24 protein-coding genes are annotated in these 19,858 nt (G+C 74.7%); 9 read left to right on the forward strand and 15 right to left on the reverse strand.

Annotated features, from left to right (window positions below; all coding sequences use genetic code 11):
- Positions 1-252 precede the first annotated feature (252 nt).
- Genes ACFPBZ_RS20025 through ACFPBZ_RS20035 form a run of 3 tightly spaced genes read left to right on the forward strand, consistent with a single transcriptional unit; the run spans position 253 to position 2,511 of the window.
- Positions 253-1,062 carry a hypothetical protein gene (locus ACFPBZ_RS20025; protein WP_378037865.1) on the forward strand — a complete coding sequence of 270 codons (810 nt, stop codon included), beginning with the start codon at positions 253-255 and terminating at the stop codon, positions 1,060-1,062.
- A gap of 16 nt (positions 1,063-1,078) precedes the next feature.
- A complete protein-coding gene (locus ACFPBZ_RS20030) occupies positions 1,079-1,741 on the forward strand; it encodes an MOSC domain-containing protein (protein WP_378037866.1) in 663 nt (220 codons plus the stop codon).
- On the forward strand, positions 1,738-2,511 hold the full coding sequence (locus ACFPBZ_RS20035) for a TetR/AcrR family transcriptional regulator (RefSeq protein ID WP_378037867.1): 774 nt from the start codon (positions 1,738-1,740) through the stop codon (positions 2,509-2,511). Before ACFPBZ_RS20030 ends, ACFPBZ_RS20035 begins: the two co-directional genes overlap by 4 nt.
- Before the next feature lie 13 nt (positions 2,512-2,524).
- Here ACFPBZ_RS20035 and ACFPBZ_RS20040 read toward each other — a convergent pair whose 3' ends face one another.
- Positions 2,525-2,956 (reverse strand): Cif family virulence factor, encoded by a 432-nt coding sequence (locus tag ACFPBZ_RS20040; protein ID WP_378037868.1) that lies wholly within the window; start codon positions 2,954-2,956, stop codon positions 2,525-2,527.
- A gap of 107 nt (positions 2,957-3,063) precedes the next feature.
- Between ACFPBZ_RS20040 and ACFPBZ_RS20045 the strand changes: the two genes are divergently transcribed.
- On the forward strand, positions 3,064-4,047 hold the full coding sequence (locus ACFPBZ_RS20045) for an NAD-dependent epimerase/dehydratase family protein (RefSeq protein WP_378037869.1): 984 nt from the start codon (positions 3,064-3,066) through the stop codon (positions 4,045-4,047).
- 14 nt (positions 4,048-4,061) lie between these two features.
- On the opposite strand, the gene ACFPBZ_RS20050 is transcribed toward ACFPBZ_RS20045, so the two are convergent.
- Entirely contained in the window at positions 4,062-4,721 is a 660-nt protein-coding gene (locus ACFPBZ_RS20050; RefSeq protein WP_378037870.1) for an alpha-ketoglutarate-dependent dioxygenase AlkB family protein, read from the reverse strand.
- A 104-nt stretch (positions 4,722-4,825) separates the two neighbouring features.
- Positions 4,826-5,500 (reverse strand): hypothetical protein, encoded by a 675-nt coding sequence (locus ACFPBZ_RS20055; RefSeq protein ID WP_378037871.1) that lies wholly within the window; start codon positions 5,498-5,500, stop codon positions 4,826-4,828.
- 189 nt (positions 5,501-5,689) lie between these two features.
- Between ACFPBZ_RS20055 and ACFPBZ_RS20060 the strand changes: the two genes are divergently transcribed.
- Entirely contained in the window at positions 5,690-6,769 is a 1,080-nt protein-coding gene (locus ACFPBZ_RS20060; RefSeq protein ID WP_378037872.1) for a YihY/virulence factor BrkB family protein, read from the forward strand.
- Positions 6,770-6,791: 22 nt separating this feature from the next.
- On the opposite strand, the gene ACFPBZ_RS20065 is transcribed toward ACFPBZ_RS20060, so the two are convergent.
- Positions 6,792-7,448: an HAD family hydrolase gene (locus tag ACFPBZ_RS20065; RefSeq protein ID WP_378037873.1), complete on the reverse strand. Its 657-nt coding sequence runs from the start codon at positions 7,446-7,448 to the stop codon at positions 6,792-6,794.
- A 76-nt stretch (positions 7,449-7,524) separates the two neighbouring features.
- On the opposite strand from ACFPBZ_RS20065, the gene ACFPBZ_RS20070 reads away from it, so the two are divergent.
- Positions 7,525-8,025 (forward strand): DUF5709 domain-containing protein, encoded by a 501-nt coding sequence (locus ACFPBZ_RS20070; protein WP_378037874.1) that lies wholly within the window; start codon positions 7,525-7,527, stop codon positions 8,023-8,025.
- 32 nt (positions 8,026-8,057) lie between these two features.
- Here ACFPBZ_RS20070 and ACFPBZ_RS20075 read toward each other — a convergent pair whose 3' ends face one another.
- The 7 genes from ACFPBZ_RS20075 to ACFPBZ_RS20105 form a co-directional block, all read right to left on the reverse strand.
- Positions 8,058-8,414 (reverse strand): TraR/DksA family transcriptional regulator, encoded by a 357-nt coding sequence (locus tag ACFPBZ_RS20075; RefSeq protein WP_378037875.1) that lies wholly within the window; start codon positions 8,412-8,414, stop codon positions 8,058-8,060.
- Positions 8,415-8,503: 89 nt separating this feature from the next.
- On the reverse strand, positions 8,504-9,256 hold the full coding sequence (locus tag ACFPBZ_RS20080) for an HlyD family secretion protein (RefSeq protein ID WP_378037876.1): 753 nt from the start codon (positions 9,254-9,256) through the stop codon (positions 8,504-8,506).
- On the reverse strand, positions 9,253-10,737 hold the full coding sequence (locus ACFPBZ_RS20085) for an efflux RND transporter periplasmic adaptor subunit (RefSeq protein WP_378037877.1): 1,485 nt from the start codon (positions 10,735-10,737) through the stop codon (positions 9,253-9,255). The genes ACFPBZ_RS20080 and ACFPBZ_RS20085 overlap by 4 nt, the downstream gene beginning before the upstream one ends.
- An 84-nt stretch (positions 10,738-10,821) precedes the next feature.
- Entirely contained in the window at positions 10,822-11,307 is a 486-nt protein-coding gene (locus ACFPBZ_RS20090; protein ID WP_378037878.1) for an SRPBCC family protein, read from the reverse strand.
- Positions 11,289-12,140: an acyl-CoA thioesterase gene (locus tag ACFPBZ_RS20095; RefSeq protein ID WP_378037879.1), complete on the reverse strand. Its 852-nt coding sequence runs from the start codon at positions 12,138-12,140 to the stop codon at positions 11,289-11,291. The genes ACFPBZ_RS20090 and ACFPBZ_RS20095 overlap by 19 nt, the downstream gene beginning before the upstream one ends.
- A gap of 80 nt (positions 12,141-12,220) precedes the next feature.
- Entirely contained in the window at positions 12,221-12,868 is a 648-nt protein-coding gene (locus ACFPBZ_RS20100) for a DUF899 family protein (protein ID WP_378037880.1), read from the reverse strand.
- Between the two features lie 35 nt (positions 12,869-12,903).
- The gene (locus ACFPBZ_RS20105) at positions 12,904-14,010 is read right to left on the reverse strand and encodes a cytochrome P450 family protein (protein ID WP_378037881.1); all 1,107 of its coding nucleotides are present in this window, start codon (positions 14,008-14,010) and stop codon (positions 12,904-12,906) included.
- Positions 14,011-14,079: 69 nt separating this feature from the next.
- Here ACFPBZ_RS20105 and ACFPBZ_RS20110 point away from each other — a divergent pair, with 69 nt between their 5' ends.
- A complete protein-coding gene (locus ACFPBZ_RS20110) occupies positions 14,080-14,553 on the forward strand; it encodes a MarR family winged helix-turn-helix transcriptional regulator (RefSeq protein WP_378037882.1) in 474 nt (157 codons plus the stop codon).
- 58 nt (positions 14,554-14,611) lie between these two features.
- The gene (locus ACFPBZ_RS20115; protein ID WP_378037883.1) at positions 14,612-15,334 is read left to right on the forward strand and encodes a VIT1/CCC1 transporter family protein; all 723 of its coding nucleotides are present in this window, start codon (positions 14,612-14,614) and stop codon (positions 15,332-15,334) included.
- On the opposite strand, the gene ACFPBZ_RS20120 is transcribed toward ACFPBZ_RS20115, so the two are convergent.
- The 3 genes from ACFPBZ_RS20120 to ACFPBZ_RS20130 all read right to left on the reverse strand — a co-directional run bounded on the left by ACFPBZ_RS20120 (position 15,295) and on the right by ACFPBZ_RS20130 (position 17,323).
- Positions 15,295-16,098, reverse strand: a complete 804-nt coding sequence (locus tag ACFPBZ_RS20120) for a helix-turn-helix domain-containing protein (RefSeq protein ID WP_378037884.1) — start codon at positions 16,096-16,098, stop codon at positions 15,295-15,297. The two genes, ACFPBZ_RS20115 and ACFPBZ_RS20120, sit on opposite strands and share 40 nt — an antisense overlap.
- Positions 16,099-16,235: 137 nt before the next feature.
- Positions 16,236-16,877, reverse strand: coding sequence for a winged helix-turn-helix transcriptional regulator (locus ACFPBZ_RS20125; RefSeq protein WP_378037885.1), 642 nt, complete (start codon positions 16,875-16,877; stop codon positions 16,236-16,238).
- A gap of 5 nt (positions 16,878-16,882) precedes the next feature.
- On the reverse strand, positions 16,883-17,323 hold the full coding sequence (locus ACFPBZ_RS20130) for a VOC family protein (protein ID WP_378037886.1): 441 nt from the start codon (positions 17,321-17,323) through the stop codon (positions 16,883-16,885).
- 45 nt (positions 17,324-17,368) lie between these two features.
- On the opposite strand from ACFPBZ_RS20130, the gene ACFPBZ_RS20135 reads away from it, so the two are divergent.
- Positions 17,369-18,571 (forward strand): FAD-dependent monooxygenase, encoded by a 1,203-nt coding sequence (locus tag ACFPBZ_RS20135; protein ID WP_378037887.1) that lies wholly within the window; start codon positions 17,369-17,371, stop codon positions 18,569-18,571.
- 36 nt (positions 18,572-18,607) lie between these two features.
- Here the strand turns inward: ACFPBZ_RS20135 and ACFPBZ_RS20140 are convergent, their stop codons facing one another.
- Positions 18,608-19,588, reverse strand: coding sequence for a GH12 family glycosyl hydrolase domain-containing protein (locus ACFPBZ_RS20140; protein WP_378037888.1), 981 nt, complete (start codon positions 19,586-19,588; stop codon positions 18,608-18,610).
- Positions 19,589-19,858: the final 270 nt, after the last annotated feature.

Here is a 19,858-nt window from a genome sequence, read left to right on the forward strand (position 1 = left end):
CCCCGCACCGGACGTCGCCTCCGGGACAGCGAAAGGCCCCGAACTCCCTCGGTCTCGATCCGCAGTCGGTCGATCACGTCCCCAGGGAGTCACGATGTCCGACAAGTCGCCGCGCCAGTCCTCGAGCAAGAAGTCCGACAAGTCGCTCAAGGAGAAGCGGGCCGAGAAGAAGGCCAGGGCCGACGACTCGGGCCCCACCTTCCCCGGCCGCTAGGCCCCACCACGGCGACCCGGCCCGGGAGGTCCTCCCCGATGTCCCTCCAGCGCACCACCGGGCTGCGACGACGGCCGGGGTCCGGGCACGATGGCGGCGTGCGCGCCGCCGGGGACGACGAGCCGGTCCTCGTCCTGCCCAGCACCGGTCCCGACCCGGTCCCGCTCACCGAGGCGGTGCAGGCGGTCGTCGGGTACGCCCGCGCCTGCCGGCCCCTGCGGTTCCGGTCGCCCGGCGAGCCCGGTGGGCGCTGGGTGCTCGTCCCGGCCTACGGCTGGTCGCGCTTCGACGTCGCGGCGCCGAGCACCACCGGCGACGCGGACGTGCTGCTCGGCGAGGGCCTGCACGGCCGCCTCGACCGCGAGGGGTGGCACGACGTCCGCGAGGCCCTCGACCGCGTGGGACCGGTGGTCGACGACCTCGTCCGGCAGGCCGACGACCGCGCGCTGTGGGAGCTGCCCGCCTCCGAGCTCTCCGTCCTCGAGGAGCCGGGCTCCGTCGGCGCCCTCCTGCGGGCGGTCCACGCCGCGGCCGGGGCCCACCCGGCGCACGTGCTCGCCGCGGTGCACCACCGCCACCCCGCGCTCGTGCCGCACCTGACCCGCACCACGCGACGGGCGCTGCTCCCGTTCCTCGAGGAGGGCGACAGCGGCGTGGAGGCGGTGGTCCGGCGCGAGCTGGCCGCCAACGCGGACGCGTTCGACGCGCTCGAGGCGGAGCTCGCCCGGCTCCTCGGGGTCCGGCCGACCCGGCTGCGGCTGCACGACGTACTGCTCTGGCTCGCCACCACCCTGCGCCGCCCGCACGCCCTCGAGGCCGGTCGCCGGGAGCTCGTCGCGCAGCCGTAGTGGCTATCGTGCGGACGTGGGACTGATCGAGTCGGTGAACGTCGGGGTGGTGCGCCCCGCGGTGTCGACGCCCGGGCGGTCGGGCATCGACAAGGTGCCGACCGCGGGCCCGGTGGCGGTCGACGTCCCGGGCGCGGGCCGCAGCGGCCTGGCCGGCGACCCGATCTGCGACACCGACTTCCACGGCGGGCCCGACCAGGCCGTCTACGCCTACGCCCGCGAGGACCTCGAGGCCTGGGGCCCGACCCTCGGCCCGCTGCGCGCCGGGACGTTCGGGGAGAACCTCACCACCCGCGGGGTCGACGTCACGGACGCCCGGATCGGCGAGCGCTGGCGCGTCGGGGACGACGTCGTCCTGCAGGTCACGGTCCCCCGCACCCCCTGTCGCACCTTCGCGGCCTGGCTCGGGCGCACCGGATGGGTCCGCACGTTCACCGAGGCCGCGGTGCCCGGCGCCTACCTGCGCGTGCTCCTCCCCGGCACGGTGCGGGCCGGCGACCGGGTGGTCGTCCTCGACCGTCCCGACCACGACGTGACCATCGGGCTCGTCTTCCGGGCCGTCACCCGCGAGCCCGAGCTCCTCCCCCGGCTCCTGCCCGCCCTCGACGCCCTGCCCGACGACGTCCGTGCCCGCGTGCGGCGCCGTCTCGACGGGCGCTCCGTCGTCGGGAATCCGTGACGGGCGGCCCGGCGGCGACCGGCGCGGGCGACCCCGCGCGGACCGTGGCGCTGCTGTGGCGGCACCGGCGACCGATCGAGCCGTCCCGACGAGGCCCGCGGCGCGGCACGTCGGTCGACGAGATCGTGGCGGCCGCGACGCGGATCGCCGACCGCGACGGTCTGGAGGGCCTGACGATGCGGCAGGTCGCCGGCGCGCTCGGCGTGGGGCCGATGACGCTCTACTCCTACGTGCCCGGCCGGGCCGAGCTGATCGACCTCATGCTCGACGCCGCCTACCTCGCCATGGAGCGCCCGGACCATCCCGACGAGGGCTGGCGGGCGCGGCTGCGCGCGACGGCGGAGCGGAACCGGGCCCTGTTCACGGCGCACCCGTGGGCGGCGGCGGTCGCGACGGGCCGGCCCCCGCTCGGCCCGGGCCAGTTCGCGAAGTACGAGCACGAGCTGCGCGGCCTCGACGGCCTCGGGCTCGACGACCTCGACCGGGACGCCGCCCTCGCCCACCTCCTCGACTTCGTCGCCGGGCACGCCCGGGCCCGGGCCGCCGCGGCCGGCACCGACGCCGGCACCGGGGTCGACGACCAGGGCTGGTGGGACGTCGCGGGACCGGCGCTCGCCGAGCTGGTCGACGACGCCGAGTACCCGACGGCGACCCGGGTCGGCAGCGCGGTCGGGGCCGCCCACGGCAGCGCCGCCGACCCCGACCGGGCCTGGGAGTTCGGGCTCGCCGTGGTCCTCGACGGGCTCGCCCGGCACCTCGACCTGCCCTGAGGGGCTGCCGGCGCTACATCTGGCCCGCCCAACCGCCCGCGACCATCGTCTGGAACTTCCAGCCGTCCTCCGTCCGGACGAGCAGGTCGCCGTAGCGCAGGTGGTGGTCCTCGCCGCCCGCGGTGATCACCGAGTCGGTCACCACGAACACGAGCGCGGCCGACAGGAAGACCGGGTGCCGCGTCGAGCGCGACGACACCTCTCCCGCCGACCCGACGGTCTCCCGCATCTGGGCGAGGAACCGCTCCCGGTCGCACGGGCCCACCACCGCGTGCCCCGCCGCGTCGTCGGTGACCTCGTTCAGCGGGAAGTGCGCCACGTCCGCCATCGCCTCGAGGTCCCCCGCCGCGACGAGGGCGTCGTAGCGCTCGAACCAGGCGAGCACCTCCGCCACCTCGGCCCCGCTCGCATCGTACCCCGCCGGCACCTGCTCGGTCTCCATCATGCGTCCTCCTCGTACGACGTACTCAGTACAGCGTACGCACTTCTCGAGGGTGCCGATGGCAGGCATCGTCGGGAAGGATCACGGCGGCGCGACAGGGAGGGGACGGCGTGGACGTGACGGGTCGGTGGCTGGTGACCGGCAGCAGCGGGCACCTCGGCGAGGCCCTGGTGCGGGTGCTGCGTGAGCGGGGCGGGACCGTCGCCGGGCTCGACGTCGCCCCCTCCCCCACCACCGACCACGTCGCCTCCGTCACCGACCGCGCCGCGCTCGCGGACGCGACGGCCGGGGTCGACCACGTGCTGCACACGGCCACGCTGCACAAGCCGCACGTCGGGACCCACTCCCGCCAGGCGTTCGTCGACGTCAACGTGACCGGCACGCTCGCCGTCCTCGACGCGGCCCGCGACGCGGGGGTGCGCAGCGTCGTGGTCACCTCGAGCACCAGCGCCTTCGGACGGGCCCTCACCCCGGCGCCCGGGGAGCCGGCGGCGTGGATCACCGAGGACGTCGCCCACCGGATCCGCAACGTCTACGGCGCGACGAAGACCGCCGCGGAGGACCTGGCCGAGCTCGCCGCCGCCGACGGGCTGCCCGTGGTCGTCCTGCGGACCTCGCGGTTCTTCCCGGAGCCCGACGACCGCGACGAGGCCCGCGCCCGCTACGACGACGCCAACCTCAAGGCCGTCGAGTACCTCTACCGCCGGGTGGCGATCGACGACGTCGTCGACGCCCACCTGCTCGCGGCCGCCCGCGCGCCCGCGCTGGGGTTCGCCCGCTTCGTCGTCAGCGCCACGACCCCGTTCGTCGAGGCCGACCGGGAGGAGCTGGGGCGCGACGCCCCGGCCGTCGTCGCCCGTCTGTTCCCGGAGCTGTCCCGACGGTTCGCCGAGCGCGGCTGGATGGTGCCGCCCGCGCTCGACCGGGTCTACGTGAACACGCGGGCCCGCACCGAGCTGGGCTGGTCGCCCCGCTGGGACTTCCCCGCGGCCGCCGGGCTGGCCCTCGCCGAGGGCCACGTCCTCAGCCCCCTCGCCCGGGTGGTCGGGGCGAAGGGGTACCACGACCGGCCGACCGGGATCTACACGCGCTGACCCCGCCGGGGGGCTCAGTCCGCGAGGTCGGTGACCCGCAGGGTGACGTTGACGCGCATCCCGGGCGGCAGGCCCAGGTCGGGGACGTCGCGGTCGGGCAGCAGCCGGGGCACCCCGTGGTAGGCGAGGCGGTTCTCCCGACCGAACACCACGAGGTCGCCGGAGCACAGCTCGAGGTCGGTCCACGGCCGGTTGCGGTTCTCGGTGTTGCCGACGCGGAACACGCATGCGGCCCCGAGGCTCAGCGAGACGACCGGGTCGGGCGCCCGCTCCTCACGGTCCTGGTGCTGACCCATCCGGGCGTCCCCGTCGTAGAGGTTCACCAGGGCGACGTCGGGGTCGTAGGTGAGGTGCGGGTCCTCGTAGGCGTCCCGCAGCGCCGCCCGTCCGAGGTCCCGGAGCCAGCCGGGCAGCGGCAGGACGGGTGAGCCGTCCTGGTCGTCGCGCGTGCGGCTGTAGCGGTAGGGGCTCCAGTGCCACCCGAGACACACGGCGGCGACGGTCATCGTCGAGCCGCTGGGCAGCCGGGCCCGCCGAGCCCCCGGTCCCGCCGCCGCCCACTCCCGGCAGGCGTCGGCGAGGTGGCGCTGGGCGTCGAGGTCGAGCCAGTCGGGGACGTGGACGACGCCGGGCGCGACGGTGCGTCGGGGACGGGCGATCAGCTCGAACGTCACGGTGCGCCTCCCTCGGTGGACCGCCCCGATGATCCCGGGTCCCCCGGACACACGAGAACGGGGCGCGGACCGAAGTCCGCGCCCCGTTCGTCGCTACCCGATGATCAGGAGTTCCCGCCGAGCACGTCGCCCACGCGACGCACGGCGCCGCGGAGCTGGTCGCCCGGGCGCTGCTGCTCCCCGGCCTGCGAGGCCAGCACGACGACGGCACCGGTCAGGGCCGGCACCGCGAGCTGGAAGTACTTGAGCTGGCGCTGCGCCTCGGCGACGCCGATCGGCAGGGCCTCGGCGGCCGCGCTGACGGCCTGGCCGGCCTGCTTGTCGGCCTCCTGGACCGCCTGCGCCGCGCCGCCCTGGGCGCCGCGGGTGGTCTCCTTGCCGAGCTGCGAGGTGGTGCTGGAGGACATCCCCGGCGAGTCGTGGACGACGAGGTCCTCGATCTTCTTACCCAGCACGCGGGTGTAGGCGGTGGCGCCGAGGGCCGCGCCGGTGAGGACCAGCTTGGCGACCGTGGTGCCGGTGACGCCCTTCTGCGCGGCGGCGCGCTTGCGGTTCACCGCGAGCAGGCCGGCACCGCCGACGAGGTGCGCGCCCAGGAACACGGCGTTCACGGGGGCCCACTTGGCCCAGCCGACCGAGGTGATCCGCGCGGTGGTGCGCTGCTGCTGTGCCTCCTCGGCGGCGGTGTTCAGCGCGGTGACGCCGAACAGCGAGCCGCCGAACCAGCCGGCGAGGCCGACGTCGTGGAGGGCGCGGAGGGTGGTGTTGCGCGTGGTCATTCTTCTCCCATGCTGCCGGTCGCGTTCGGTGGGGCGGCCGGGCGTCGAGGACGTCGGACACCGTCGAGGGCGACCGACCCGAGGGCCCTGGAATGGACCGCAGTGGGCCGGTGATGCCCGGGGCCCGGGCGGCGCAACCGTGCAAAATCGATCGGGAGTCCGCGGACCCGGACGGGTATACGCGCGGCCATGAAGCCCGCACAGCTGCTCTCCGCCGGCCTCGTCGCGCGCTCCCTCGCCCGCGGGGCCCGCGATCCGCACCCACCGCGCACGCGGGATCCCGAGACGAAGGTGGCGCCGGGCCCCTCGAACCCGGGGGGCGACGCGGAGCGCCCGCAGGACATCCCGCCGGCGGGCTGGTGGCAGATCCTGCGCCGCGCCTTCGCCGAGGGCAGCAAGGACAACGTGAGCATGCTCGCGGGCGGCGTCGCCTTCTTCGGCTTCCTCGCGATCTTCCCGGCGCTGATCGCACTCGTGTCGCTCTACGGCCTCGTCGCCGACCCGGCCCAGGCCGCGCAGACCCTGGAGAGCCTCACGTCCGGTCTCCCGGAGAGCGCCCGCCCGCTCGTCGCCGACCAGCTGCAGGCGGTGGTCACGAGCAGCAGCGGCGGCCTGACGACCGGGCTGATCATCTCCGCCCTGGCCGCGCTGTTCAGCGCATCGAGCGGCGTCCAGAACCTCATGGCCGCCATCAACATCGCCTACGACGAGACCGAGAGCCGGGGCGCGGTGAAGCTGCGGCTGCTGGCTCTGACGCTGACCCTCGGCGCGGTCCTGTTCATCATCGTCGCCATCGTGCTGGTGGCCGTGGCCCCGGTGGTCCTGGACGTCCTGGGCCCGGTCGGGCAGTTCGTCGGGCAGGTCATCCGCTGGGTGCTGCTCGTGGTGATCGTCGTGGCGGCCCTCGCCGTCCTCTACCGGACCGCTCCCGACCGCGACGCCCCCCGCTTCCGCTGGGTCACCCTGGGCTCGCTGGTGGCCACCGTGCTGTGGGTCGTGGGCAGCGTCGCGTTCAGCCTCTACGTCGACAACTTCGGCAGCTACAACAAGACCTACGGCGCGCTCGCGGGCGTCATCGTCCTGATGCTGTGGATGTACCTGACGAGCTACATCGTCCTGCTGGGCGCCGAGATCAACTCCGAGTCGGAGTACCAGACGACCGCCGACACGACCCGCGGGCGGCCGCGGCCGATCGGCGGGCGCGGCGCGGCGAAGGCGGACGACGCCATCGAGATCACCGGCGGGACGGTGCCGACCCGGCAGCGCTGACGGGCCGGGGCCGACCCCGGGGTCAGGAGGTCGGGAGCAGCTCGGAGCGGATGACCCCGAGGAGCTCGTGGAGGGACTGGACGACCCGCGTCGCCCCGCCCTCGAGGAGTTCGTCGTCGGAGAATCCCCCGGTCCGCACGGCGTAGAAGGGGACGCCGGCGCGGACCCCGGCCTGGCCGTCCCACGTCGCGTCGCCGACGAGGAACGCGTCGCTGCTCCCGACCTGCGCGAGGGCGAGCTCGACGATGTCCGGGGCCGGCTTGCTCGACTCCACGTCGGAGGAGGTCACGACGGCGTCGGCGAGATCGCGCCCCCCGAACAGGGACAGGAGGTGCTCGCCCTGCTCGCCCCCGCCGGAGGTGGCGAGCACGATCCGCAGACCGTCGGCGCGCAGCCCCTCGAGGAGCTCCCGGGCGTCGGGGAAGGCGGAGACCTCGTCGATCAGCCTGTCGAACTCCTCGCCGTGGGCGGCCCGCAGGTCGTCGCCGTGAGCGGCCTCGGCCTCGTCGCCGGCGACGTGCGGGACGAGTTGGTCGCCACCCATGCCGATGGCCCGGTGCAGGTGCCGGACGGGGAGCGTGATGTCGAAGCGGCGGAACGCCCGGTACCAGGCCAGGGCGTGCTGGTAGGTGGAGTCGACGAGAGTCCCGTCGACGTCGAGGATGGCGGTGTCCGGCATGGCGCGCGGATGCCCAACGGCCCCCGGACCCACCCGTCGAAGGGGTATGGCGCCCCGGACACGGGTAGACGCGCGGATGACCGAGCCGGAGAACGCCACGTACGACGACGCCGTCCCCGAGGAGGCCGACCTCGGGTCGGCGATCCAGCTGGAGGGGGGCGAGAGCCTCGACGGGCAGCCCGGGACCGACCCGATGGACGCCCTGACGGTGGCGCCGGACCGCCCGTTCGGGCTCGACGACAAGGCCACGACCGCCGACGGCCAGCGCGACGGCGACACCCTCGACGAGCGCCTTGCCCGCGAGATCCCCGACGACGTGAACGCGGGCGACCCCGCGGCCGACGACCCGGCCGAGGACGGGCTCGGCGCGGACTCCTCGGCCACCGACGCTCTCGGGGACGACCCGGGCAGCGAGGCCGGCGCGGTCCGGGCGGGCCGGCTGGTCGCGGACGACACGAACCCCGACACCGCCTCGACGGACGTCCTCGACGCCGACGACGCCGGGATGTCCGGCGGCGTCGCCACCGCCGAGGAGGCCGCCATGCACGAGATCAGCGAGGACGACATCCAGCCCTGAGCGGGATGCCCTGGATCACCCGGTCCGCGAGATCACCGGGAGGAGCGCTCCAGCTCCTCCTGGTGCTCCCGGCACCGGGCGGCGTACGGGAGCGCCTCGAGCCGCTCGGCGTCGATGTCCTTCCCGCACACCACGCAGCGGCCCCAGGTGCCCTCGTCGAGCCGGGCCAGCGCGGCGTCGATCTCGCCGACCTGGCGGCGGGCCTCGTCGGACAGGCCCTGGTTCTCCATCTGCTCCTCGACCTCGGAGCCGTAGTCGGCGGCGTGCTGACCCCCGGCGCCCTCCTGCTCCTCGGCCGGGTCGGGACGCTGCTGGTCCGCGAAGTCGCCCATGTCGACGAGGCGGCGCCGCTCCTCGGTCAGGTCGCGGCGGGCCTGTTCGGCGTCCATGTCGGTGTCCTCCTCGTTCGGTCCCCGCCGGGTGCGGCGGAGGCGCGGGGATACCAGGGCGGGCGGCCCGTCACACCTGGTCCGGGCGGTCAGGACCCCGACTTGTGGATGTCCACGGTGACGTTCATCCCGGGGATGAGGTCGACGCCCTGCTTGTCGTCCAGGCCCACCCGCACGGGGATCACCTGGGTGACCTTCTGGAAGTTGCCGCCGGAGTTCGACTGCGGGAACGGCGAGAACACGGCCGCGGCCCCGCCCTGGATCTGGTCGACGTACCCGTGGAAGGTCCGCCCCGGGTACGCGTCGACGGTGAAGTCGACCGCCCGGCCGACGGCGACCTCGTCGATGTCGGTCTCGTCGACGCGGGCCGTCACGTAGACGTCGGTCGGGTCGTAGGCGATCGCGAGCTGCGAGCCGGCGGTGAGGTAGGCGCCCTCGGTGGTGCTCGTCGTGGCCACCGTGCCCTCGGCGGGCGCCCGGATCGGCAGCTGGGGCTGGACGTAGGCGCCCTGCAGCTGCACGCGACTCACCACCTGGTCCTTGCGCAGCACCGTGCCGGTGCTCACGGTCCAGCCGACGAGGGTCCCGCTGGACGGGGCGACGATCGGGATCTGGGTGCCGTCGACCTGCGCGTTGTCGGTGGAGACGTACTTGCTGGCGTCGAGGAGGTAGCTGATCGTGAAGGCGGCCGCGGCGGCCACCGCGAGCAGGATGATCACGACGAGCGCGATCTTCGTCGACCGCTTGAGCGGGCGGCGGGCGGCCTTCTCCTCCCCGCCCTCCTCGGCGACCGGGGTCGCGGCGGTGTCCGCGTCGGTGTCGGTGCTCTCCGGTGCGCTCACGAGTTCCCCCCGCCGATGACGACCTGCTGGCCCTCGGACAGCCCACCGAGGATCTCCGTGCGGTCCGCGCCCGCGAGCCCCGTGGTGACCGGCGTGGGCGACTGCGTCCCGTCCGGTCGCAGGACGTTCGCCACGGTCCGGTCGCCCTCCCGGCGCAGCGCGGAGTTCGGCACGCTGAGCTTGTCCGACTGCGCGGTGACGACGGTGGTCCGGGCGGACTGCCCGTCGCGGACGCGCGGGTCGACGTCGGTGAGGGCCATGGTCACGTAGTACTCGATGCTGCCGCTGATCGCCGTGCCCGACGGCGCCACCGAGAGCACGGTGCCGGTGAAGGTGCGCTCGGGCACCGCGTCGAGGGACACGACCACGCGCTGCTGGGGTGCGACCTTCGCCGCGTCGACCTCCTGGAACGGGGCCACGACGGCGAACTGGGCCACGTTCTGCAGCACCAGGAACTGGGTGCCGCCGGGACGGGTCGGCGACGCCGCGCCCGGCGCGGCACCGGCCCCCGCGGCCTGCGCGGCGCCGGGGATCGTCGCGTCGGAGCCGGGGGCGAGGGCGGAGGTGCCGCTGCTGGGGGCGACGAACTCCCCCACCGCCCCGTTGAGGGCGGAGACGGTCCCGGCGGCCGGGGCGCGCAGCGTGGTGTTCTCGAGGTTCCGGCGGGCGATCTGCACCTGCGTGCGGGCCCCGTCGACCGCGGCGGCCGCGCCGTCGAGGGTGTTCGGCCGGTCGGCGCTCGCGGAGTCGAGCCCGTTCTGGGCGCTGACCTGGCCCTGCCGGGCGCTGGCCACCTGCAGGTCGCCGGCCGCCGCGTCGACGGAGCGCTTCTGCTGGGCCTGCTGGAGCGCCTGCTGGGCCTGCTGGAGTCCCTGCTGCGCCGACTGCACGGCGTACTGGTCGACGATCAGGGAGTTGCACGGGGCGGCGGGCGCCGACACGTAGGCCCCGCCCTGGGCACAGGCCGTCTGGTCGGCGGTGAGCTTCGCCGTCGCCTGGGCCAGTCCCGCCTGCGCCTGCGGCACCGCCGACCGGGCCGCGCGGATCGCGGCGTCGTCGGCGGCGAGGGTGGCGTCGACCTGGCGCTTCGTCGCCGACACCACCGAGGCCGCGGCGTTCAGCGAGTTCTGGGCGCCGCCGACGGACGTGGCGTCCTTCGTGCGGTTGTAGCTCGCCTCCTGGCCCGCGAGCTGGGCCTGGGCCTGCTTGAGCTGCTGGCGGGCCGTGAAGTCGTCGATCCGGGCGAGCACGTCCCCGGCCTCGACGCGGTCGCCGACCTTGACCTCGACGTCCTCGAGCTGTCCGGCCGTGGGGAACCCGAGGTTGGTCGCCCCGAGCGCCGACACCGACCCGGCCGACTCGACGCCGGAACTGACCGTGGCGCGTTCGACGCGGACCGTCTGCGGTGGCGCGCCGCCCTCCGACCCGCCGCAGGCGGCGAGGGTCAGGGCGGCCACTCCGGCGAGGGCGGCGAGCGCCATCCGATGGGTCACGATCGGCCCAACGCCGGAGATCGAAACGGGATACGACTCCCGGTCCGGGAATCACCTCACGTGGCGCACACCTCAGCGGTAGCCGCGCCGCACCACGCGCTCGAGGATGCCGAGGGTGTTGCGCAGGGCCTGCCCGGAGATCACCGGGAAGATGTCGCGGGCCCGCCACTCGGGGTGGATGTCGGACCAGTCGTAGTAGCTGGTCACGAGGGTGCCCCCGTCGGCCGGTTCGAGGCGGTAGCCGTAGACGTGGCCGATCGGCGGGCGGGAGACCCCGACGATCGTCCAGGCGATCTCGCGGTCGGCCTCGAAGGCGGTGATCGTCACGGTGACGTCGTAGCGCCCGAGCGGCCGGTCCCCCAGCGCCTCGCGGTCCATGTGCACGACGAACTGGTCGCCGGCCGCCGTCACCCGCTCGCCGGTGGCGTCCATCAGCATGCCCGCGCTGTCGATCGCCACGTGCCCGACCGGGTCGGTGAGCACCGCGAAGATCGCCTCGGGCGGGGCGGGGAGGGTGCGCGAGACCTCGATGCGCTCGGTCACGTCAGGGGTCGCCATGCCGCGAGCGTCTCGCCCGGGAGGTCCCCGCGCGAGCCGGAGGCGTCGGCGAGCCCGACGCAGCGCTCGCCGAGGAACACCCCGAGCCCGTAGTCGACCCGGTCGCCGTCGACGGCCAGGACGGACACGCCGATCTCGTACTCGGCGGGGTAGCCGACCTCCGCGACGTACTGGACGCGGACCGACGTCGGCGCGATCTCCGGCGGCGGTCCGCCCCAGCCGGGCGCGAGGAGGTCGTCGTGCAGGGCGGCGACGCCGTCGGCGTACCAGCCGACGAGCGCGACGTTGTTGACGTGCCGGTTGGTGTCGATGTCGCCGACCCGCGCGCGCAACGGGAGCGCGAAGGGGTAGAGCGAGCGGTCCCGCCGCTCCGGCCCGGGCTGGTACGCCGGCGGCGCGTCGGGCTCGTCGAGGCCCATGGCCGCGAGGTCGGCGCGCAGCGCGTCGGGCAGCCGCGCCGAGCCCTCGGCCGTGCCGAAGACGGTGACGGTGTCGCCGACGGCCACGCAGCGGTCGCCGTCGAACGCGGCGTAGCCGTAGGTGAACGACGAGCCGCCGATCCGGCGGACACCGATGCCGATGCGGTACTTCCCGTCGAAGGGCATCGGCTCGAGGCGCTCCAGGCGCTGCGCGGCGAGCAGGATGCGGAACGCCCCGAACCCGCCGTCCTCGACGAGGCGGCGGAAGAGCGGGAGCTCGGCCCCGACGCGGGCGTCCTCGAACCAGCGACCGAGCCCGATCGCGGAGATCTGCCCGTCGGGCCCGAGATCGGAGTAGCGCGGCACGACGTCGCGCAGGACCGGGTAGGCCGTCGGGAGGGTCGGATCGGACATGGGGCCATCGTCGTCGGGACGGCGCGGCGACCGCGCGCGGGTCCGGCGCCCGTCACAGCGGTGCCGGTCACACGCACCCGTCAGGTGGCCGCGTACTCCCCGTGCCGGCGCCACCAGACGTAGGGCTCCGACCGCGGCCGACCCGCCGGGGTGTCCTCCCAGGTCTCCTGCCGTCCGAAGGGCACCAGGTCGAGGAACGTCCACGTGCTGCCCAGCGCCTCGACCCCGCGGCCCGTGGTGGAGTAGGTGCGGAGCACCCGCTCGCCCTCGCGCAGGAACACGTCGAGCTGGAACCCCCGCACGCCCATCGCGTCGCGGAACCCGCCGGGGTCGGAGTACCAGGGGACGTCCCAGCCCATCCGCGCGCGGAACGCCTCGATCTCGTCGATCGGCGCGCGGGAGGAGAGCGCGAAGGTCACGCCGCGGGCGTTCAGGTGGTCGAGGTGGCCGACGTTGTCGGTGAACAGGCAGCAGCCCGCGCACGGGTCGTCGTCGGCCGGGCCGAGCATGTGGTGGTAGACGATCAGCTGCGGGCGTCCGTCGAACAGGTCGGCGAGGGTCAGCTCCCGCCCGCCCGGCCCGACGAAGCGGTGGGCGGGATCGACCTCCACGGCCGGCAGGCGCCGGCGCGCCGCGGCGAGCGCGTCCCGCTCCCGCGTCGCGGCCTTCTCCCGCTCCCGGAACTCCGCCGCGGCCGCCGCCCACTCCTGCTCGCTCACCACATCCATACCGGCTGATCCTAGAGTAGGACCACCGGGAGAGGTCAACCCGCCGGGACGAGGACGACCGGGAGCTCGTCGAGCCGGCTGCCGTCGGTGCCTGCCCGCCGCCGGGCGACCAGCGCGTCGTGGTCCACCGCGAGCCGGGCGTCGGGGTACTCCGCGCGCAGCACCCGCACCGCGGCGGCGAGCTCGAGGCGGGCGAGGTGCGCCCCGATGCAGACGTGGGGTCCGCCACCGAAGGCCAGGGTCACCTCCGTGTCCTGCTGCGCCGACACGAGGTCGACCAGCACCGGGGTCCCCGCGGCGACCGCGACCCCACCGACCGACGTGTCGCGGACCGCGAAGCGCCACAGTCCGAAGGGGGCCGGCGGATGCTCGCGCAGGACCTGCTCGACGACATCGTCCGCGGCGAGCCCCGGGGCGGCGAGGGCGCGGGCGAGCACGAGGCCGAGCAGGGGCTGCGTGGTGAGCTGGCCGACGAAGAGCACGGAGAACACCTGGTAGACGGGGTCGGCGCCGTCGAGCCGCCCCGCGAGCTCCGCCGCGATGCCGTCCCCCTCCCCCACGGCCGCCCCGGCGACCGCGAAGAACGAGCCGAACGCCGCCGGGTCGCCCGCCTGCATCCCCGCGCAGGCCTCGACGATCGTCGCGAGACACGACCGCGGGGCGCCCACGAGGTCGAGCAGCACGGTGGCCGGGAACGGCACCGTGACGGTGGGCACGAGGTCGACGACCTCGCCGGGACCCGCGCCCGCCAGCAGCTCCCGCACGGTCGCCTCGATGCCGGCCGCGAGCTCCCGGATGCGCCGCGGGGCGAACATCGGAGCGTGGGCGCGGCGCAGGGCGAGGTGCGCGGGCCCGTCGAGCGTCGACAGCGACGGTGCCTCGGCGGCGGTCGGCTCGACGACGCCCGTGGTCCGGTCCCATGACGCCGGCGCCCACGCCGGGTCCTTGACCAGGTCGGGGTGGTTCCAGACCTCGCGCGCCAGGTCGGCGCGGGTGACGACGAGGGCGTGTCCCCCGGCCGGCGCGGCGACCTCCACCACCGGACCGGCGGCGCGCAGCGCGGCGTGCGGGGCACCGGGCTCGTCGGGACCGTGGACGCGGGCGGCGAACGGGTCGATCCCGGCGTGCGGGCAGGCGGTCATGCGGTCCCCCGTCATCGGCAAAGTTACTTTCTGACAAAGTGACTTTAGCGGGTACTAGAGTCCGACGCCATGGACGACGAGGTGGCGGCCCACCGGAACCGGCTGCTCACGGGGCTGCGGTCCTTCGGCGCGCGGTACGCGGAGATCACCCGGCGCTTCGCCGACCACCTCGGGCTGCACGCCACCGACGCGACCGCACTGACCGAGATCCTCACGGCGGAGGACAGCGGGACCCCGATCACCCCCGCCCGGCTCGCCCGGCGCCTCGGGCTCACCTCGGGCGCGACGACGATCCTGCTCAACCGGCTCGAGGCCGCGGGCTACGTCGTCCGCAGCCGGGAGCACACCGACCGCCGGGTCGTCTCGCTGCGCAGCGGCCCGGGGACGAACGAGCGTGCGTACGCCTTCTTCGCCCCCCTCGCCGAGGCCCTCGACGCGATGCTCGACCCCCACCCCCGTCCGCAGCTCGAGCACACCGAGGCCCTGCTCGACGAGCTCGACACCACCCTCGCCGGGCTCCTCGACGAGGGCAGGCTGGGCTGATCGCAGGGCAGGCTGGCCTGCGTGGCCGGGGAGCGGTGGAGCTGATCTACTCGCGGCCGTGACCGATGCCGCCCTCCCGACCCACGCGGACGAGCCGCACGTCGAGCAGAACGAGAACCGCCTCAACCGGCTGCGGGCCGGTGTCCTCGGCGCCAACGACGGCATCGTCTCGACCGCCGGCATCGTCCTCGGCGTGGCCGGCGCGACCATCGACAGCGCCCCGCTCCTCACGGCGGGCGTGGCCGGCCTCGTCGCGGGCGCGGTGTCCATGGCGCTCGGCGAGTACGTGTCGGTGTCGAGCCAGCGCGACGCCGAGAAGGCGATGCTCGCCAAGGAGGAGCGGGAGCTCCGCGAGGACCCGGAGGACGAGCTCGCGGAGCTCGCCGCGATCTACCGGTCGAAGGGGCTGAGCGAGGAGACCTCGATGCAGGTGGCCCGCGAGCTCTCGGCGCACGACGCCTTCGCCGCGCACGTCGAGGCCGAGCTGAAGATCGACCCCGACGACCTCACCAGCCCGACGCAGGCCGCACTGACCTCCGCGGTCGCGTTCACCCTCGGCGGCGTGCTGCCCCTGCTCGCGATCCTGCTGCCGCCGTTGGCGTGGCGGGTGCCCGTGACGTTCGTGGCGGTGCTGCTCGCGCTGGCGGTCGCCGGCTGGGTCTCGGCGCGGCTCGGCGGGGCCCCTCCGGTCAAGGCCGTCCTGCGGGTCTGCCTCGGCGGGGCGGTCGGCCTCGCCGCGACCTACGGCATCGGCATGCTGCTGGGCACCGCGGTGGGCTGAGCACTCCCGAGGGCCTCCCGGGTCGCCGCGTCGGCCGGGACGAACGTCTCGATGGAGAGCTCGTCGAGGGTGACGTCGAACGCCGCCCCGAAGTGCGTGATCGTCGAGTAGAAGCGCAGCTCCCCCAGCTCGGGGTGCTCCAGGTGCAGGGGCAGCATCAGCTGCGCGGCCCGGTCGAGCACCGGCACCGTGCGATCGTCGGGGACCCACGGCCCCACCTCGGCCCGCAGCGCGACGAGCCGCGGGTCGCCGGTGAGGTCGACGAGGCGGTCGAGCCGGTGGAGCAGGTGGCCCGACCACTGCGCGCGGTTGCGGATGCGCGGGGCGAGCGCCCCGGGGTGCAGGGCCAGCCGGTAGATGTTGACCGGCGGGGCGAGGAACGCGGGGTCGAGGCCCGCGAGCAGCGTGGTGACCGCGCCGTTGGTCAGCACCACGTCCCCGCGACGGTCGACGACGAGCGCCGGGTACGGCTCGTGGCCGGTGACCAGGTGGTGCAGCGCCTCGCGGACCGCCGAGAGGTCGTCGAGGACCGACTCGGGGTAGCTCGGGGCGTAGCCCGCGGCGAGCAGCAGGGCGTTGCGCTCGCGCAGCGGGACCTCGAGTCGCGTCGCGAGGTCGATCAGCAGGGCGCGGCTCGCGTGCGCCTTGCCGGTCTCGACGAAGCTCAGGTGCCGCGTGGAGACGTTGGCCTCCAGCGCGAGGTCCATCTGGCTCCGGCGACGGCGGGTGCGCCATCCCCGGAGCATCGTCCCGGCGGTGCTCATGGGCCGGAACGGTAGGACGCGGCGGGAACGGCGGCCATGACCTCCGAGGTCATGGCCACGACGACCTGCACCTTTCGATGGCAGCGCGCGGCCGCCGTTCCCTGCCACCGGGCCGGCACGGCCGTCCGGTGACGTCGTCAGGCGGCCAGGTGGAACGTCTCCGCGAAGCGGCCGAGGAGGTCGCCGGGCCCGCGCAGCACCTCGACCACACCGGTCTCGATCGCCCGCGCCGGGGCGAGCTCCCCGGTGAGGAGCCGGTGGATGCCCGGGCCCGTGGCGAAGGCGAGGTCGGCCGGCCCGTCCTCGCGGGTGACGTCGAGGGTGGGGCCGTCGACCTGGATCCGCAGCTCGGCGGGGCCGACGTGCGCCGCGTAGGCGGTCGCGGGCAGGGTCGCCGCCACCTGCGGTCGGAAGGCGGTGCGCAGGGAGATGGTCATCGCGTCCGGGCTGAGGATCTGCTCCTCGCGCGGGTCGCCCATCGCCTTGAAGCCCCACGCCCCGAGCGCCAGCACGACGGGCTCGAGCTCGCGCCCGTAGGGCGTCAGCTCGTAGATGACCACGCGCGACCGCGGGGCCCGGCGCAGGACGCCGGCCGCCTGCAGTTCCTTGAGCCGCGCCGCCAGGACGTTGCTCGGGATCCGCGGGAGCCCCGCGGCGAGCTCGCCGTAGCGGCGCGGCCCGACGAGCAGGTCGCGGACGATGAGCAGCGCCCAGCGTTCGCCGACGAGCTCCATCGCCCGCGTGATGCCGTCGTACTGGCCGTACTCCCGGGGGGCCACGGGCCTCAGACCTGCTGACTCGCGAGGACCTCGGGGCCCTGCTCGATCGCGGCCGGGTCCATCCAGCCGAGGTCGACGACGTTGCCGTCGGGGTCGGCGAGCGGGCGCTGGTACATGAAGCCGTGGTCCGCGGGCGGCCCGGGCTCGGACCCGCCCGCGGCGACCCCGGCGGCCACCGCGGCGTCGACGGCCTCCCGGCTCTCGAGGAAGACCGCGGTCGCCGCCGTCGGGTGCACCGCCGGGTCGCCGATCGACAGCTCGGTCATCGTCTGGAAGAACTCGCGCGTCTGGATCATGACGTAGCTGTGGCCGTCCTCGACGACGACGCAGGCGGCGTTGTGGTCCGAGAACCTCGGGTCGATGGTGAAGCCGACGGCCGTGTAGAAGGCCTTCGCCCGCTCCAGGTCGGTCACCGGCAGGTTGACGAACATCGCGGTCACGCTCATCGGGGCTCTTCTCCTCGGGGTCCGGGCCGTGCGAGGCTCACACTTGTGAAAAACAAGTGCGACGTCAAGGTCCTCGTGGCGGGCGCGAGCATCGCGGGTCCCGCGCTGGCCCACTGGCTGCACCGACGGGGCGCCGAGGTGACCGTGGTGGAGCGGGCCCCGGGTCTCCGACCCGGCGGGCAGGCGGTGGACGCGCGCGGGGTGACCCGGGAGGTCATCCGGCGCATGGGGCTGGACGAGGCGGTCCGGGCGGCCCGCACCGAGACCCTCGGCGCCTACACCGTGGCCGCGGACGGGACCGTGCTGGAGACCCACCGGGCGGAGGACCACGGCGGCGACGGCTACATCGCCGAGATCGAGATCCTGCGCGGGGACCTGTCGCAGGTGCTGCACGACGACACCCGGGACGGTGTCGAGTACGTCTTCGGCGACCGGATCGCCGAGCTGACCCAGGACGCGGACGGGGTCGACGTGCTCCTCGCGGGCGGCGACCGGCGGCGGTTCGACCTGGTGATCGGGGCGGACGGGCTGCACTCGGCGCTGCGGGCGATGACCTTCGGGCCGCACGAGCGGTTCGTCCGCCACCTCGGGCTGGTGCTCGCCTTCTACAGCCTGCCCAACGAGTTCGGGCTGGACCGCTGGCTGCTGCAGTACCAGGACCGGGAGTCCGGGCGTTCCGCGCTCCTGCGGCCGATCCAGGACGCCACCCGGGCGATGGCGATGTTCTCCTTCCCCGCGCCCGCCTTCGACGTCGACCCCCGCGACGTCCCGGCCCAGAAGCGCCTGCTGCGCGACCGCGTGGCCGACCTGGGCTGGTCGACCCCGCGCCTCCTCGCGCACCTGGACGACACCCCGGACTTCTACCTCGACCAGGTCGCCCAGGTGGTGATGGACCGGTGGTCGGGCGGGCGGGTGGGGCTGCTCGGGGACGCGGCGTGCAGCTCGTCGCCGATGTCCGGACAGGGCACCGGGATCGCGCTCGTCGGCGCCTACCTGCTCGCCGGGGAGCTCGCCGCCGCCGGCTGGGATCCCGGGGCGGGGTTCGCCGGGTACGAGCGGCGGATGCGGCCGTTCGTCGAGGCCAACCAGGAGATCGGCCGCATGCACGTGCAGAGCCTGGACGCGTCCGGGTCGGACGCCGAGCCGGACGCGGTCGACATGGAGGCGGTCATGGCGCTGGCGGACCGCGCGATCAACGGGGTCGAGCTCCCCGACTACGCCGAGGTGCCCGACTCCCGGGGCGCCTGAGCGCCGCCGGTGAGCCGGGCCGGACCCCGCGGGGTCCTACTTGCCGTTGCGTGTGACCGAGAACGACTTCGTCGTCAGGCCGGTGCCGCCGGTCCAGGGCTCGAACCCGGCCTGGACGCTCTGCATGTACCAGGTGGGCTTGACGACCCCCCGGAGCATCGCGTCGCGGGTGAAGGCCTCGATCGGCAGGTCCTTCACCGAGGTCACCGGGGTCTTGCGGACGTAGGAGATGACGGGCGGGTTGGCGGCGCCGTACCAGACGGTCCACTTGGTCCCGGCGATCGTGACGTCGTAGTAGGGCTTGCCGATCGGCTGCACCCACGAGGTCCGGTTGAGCCAGATCATCATCTCGGCGCCGGCCGGGCGGCCCGCGTAGTCCTTCGTCGGGTGGAACCAGACGTCGTAGGCGGTGTTGTACTGCTGGACCCGGCTCGCGGGGGCCGCCGTGGTCGTGGCGGCGGGCGCCGTGGTGGGCGTCGCGCCGGGGGCCGTCGTGGTGCCCGCGGGCGCCTTGGTGGTCGTCGCGGCCTTCGTCGTCGTCGTCGCGGGCACGGCAGCCGGGACGGCGGTGGGGCCCGAGGTGTCCCAGGAGGACCGGACGGTCCCGAGCTGGGAGACCATCGCGGGGAACGGCGAGTCCTTGGTGCAGTAGCCGTAGTTGCAGCCGCGGTAGATCGACGGGTAGCCGGCCGGGCCCTGGTTGTTCGTGTGCTCGGCGGTGTCGACGATGAACCCGGTGGGCCCGTTCTCGGTGATGCACTGGGCGGTGCTCGCACCCCAGCGGCTGTTCTGGATGACGTACTTGTCGCCCGAGACGCCCATGGACCCGAACTGCTCGCAGGTCCGCCGCGGTGCCGCCGCCGATCCCATCGTCGGGCCCACGATCAGGGCGCCGAGGCCGGCGGCCAGGGCCGCGACGAGCGCGACGACCACCAGCGGGCGCCGGGCGCGGTGGCGCCCCGGGCGCTGCGCGCCGCTCGAACCAGCCGCCTGACCTGCCGAAACCGACGGTCCCATTCCCGCTCCCCCACCCCCTGGGCCCGACGGTCCGCCGGGCACTCGGCTACTCCTCGGACCAGGTCTCGGAACTGTTACAGACCCGCATCGGAGAAGTCGGGAGGCTGCGACGCGTTTCCCACCCGATTGTCCGAATTGCTGGATGTCGGGGGACACGAATGCCGCAGCATTCGCGTCCCGACGTGACCTCGGCGGCACATCTGACGTCTAATCCCCGGAGCGGATCACCCCGCAGATCGTCGGAATCCGCGATGTCGGTGAAGACCCCAG

Source organism: Actinomycetospora atypica (genome assembly GCF_042653685.1).
Lineage (GTDB): Bacteria > Actinomycetota > Actinomycetes > Mycobacteriales > Pseudonocardiaceae > Actinomycetospora > Actinomycetospora atypica.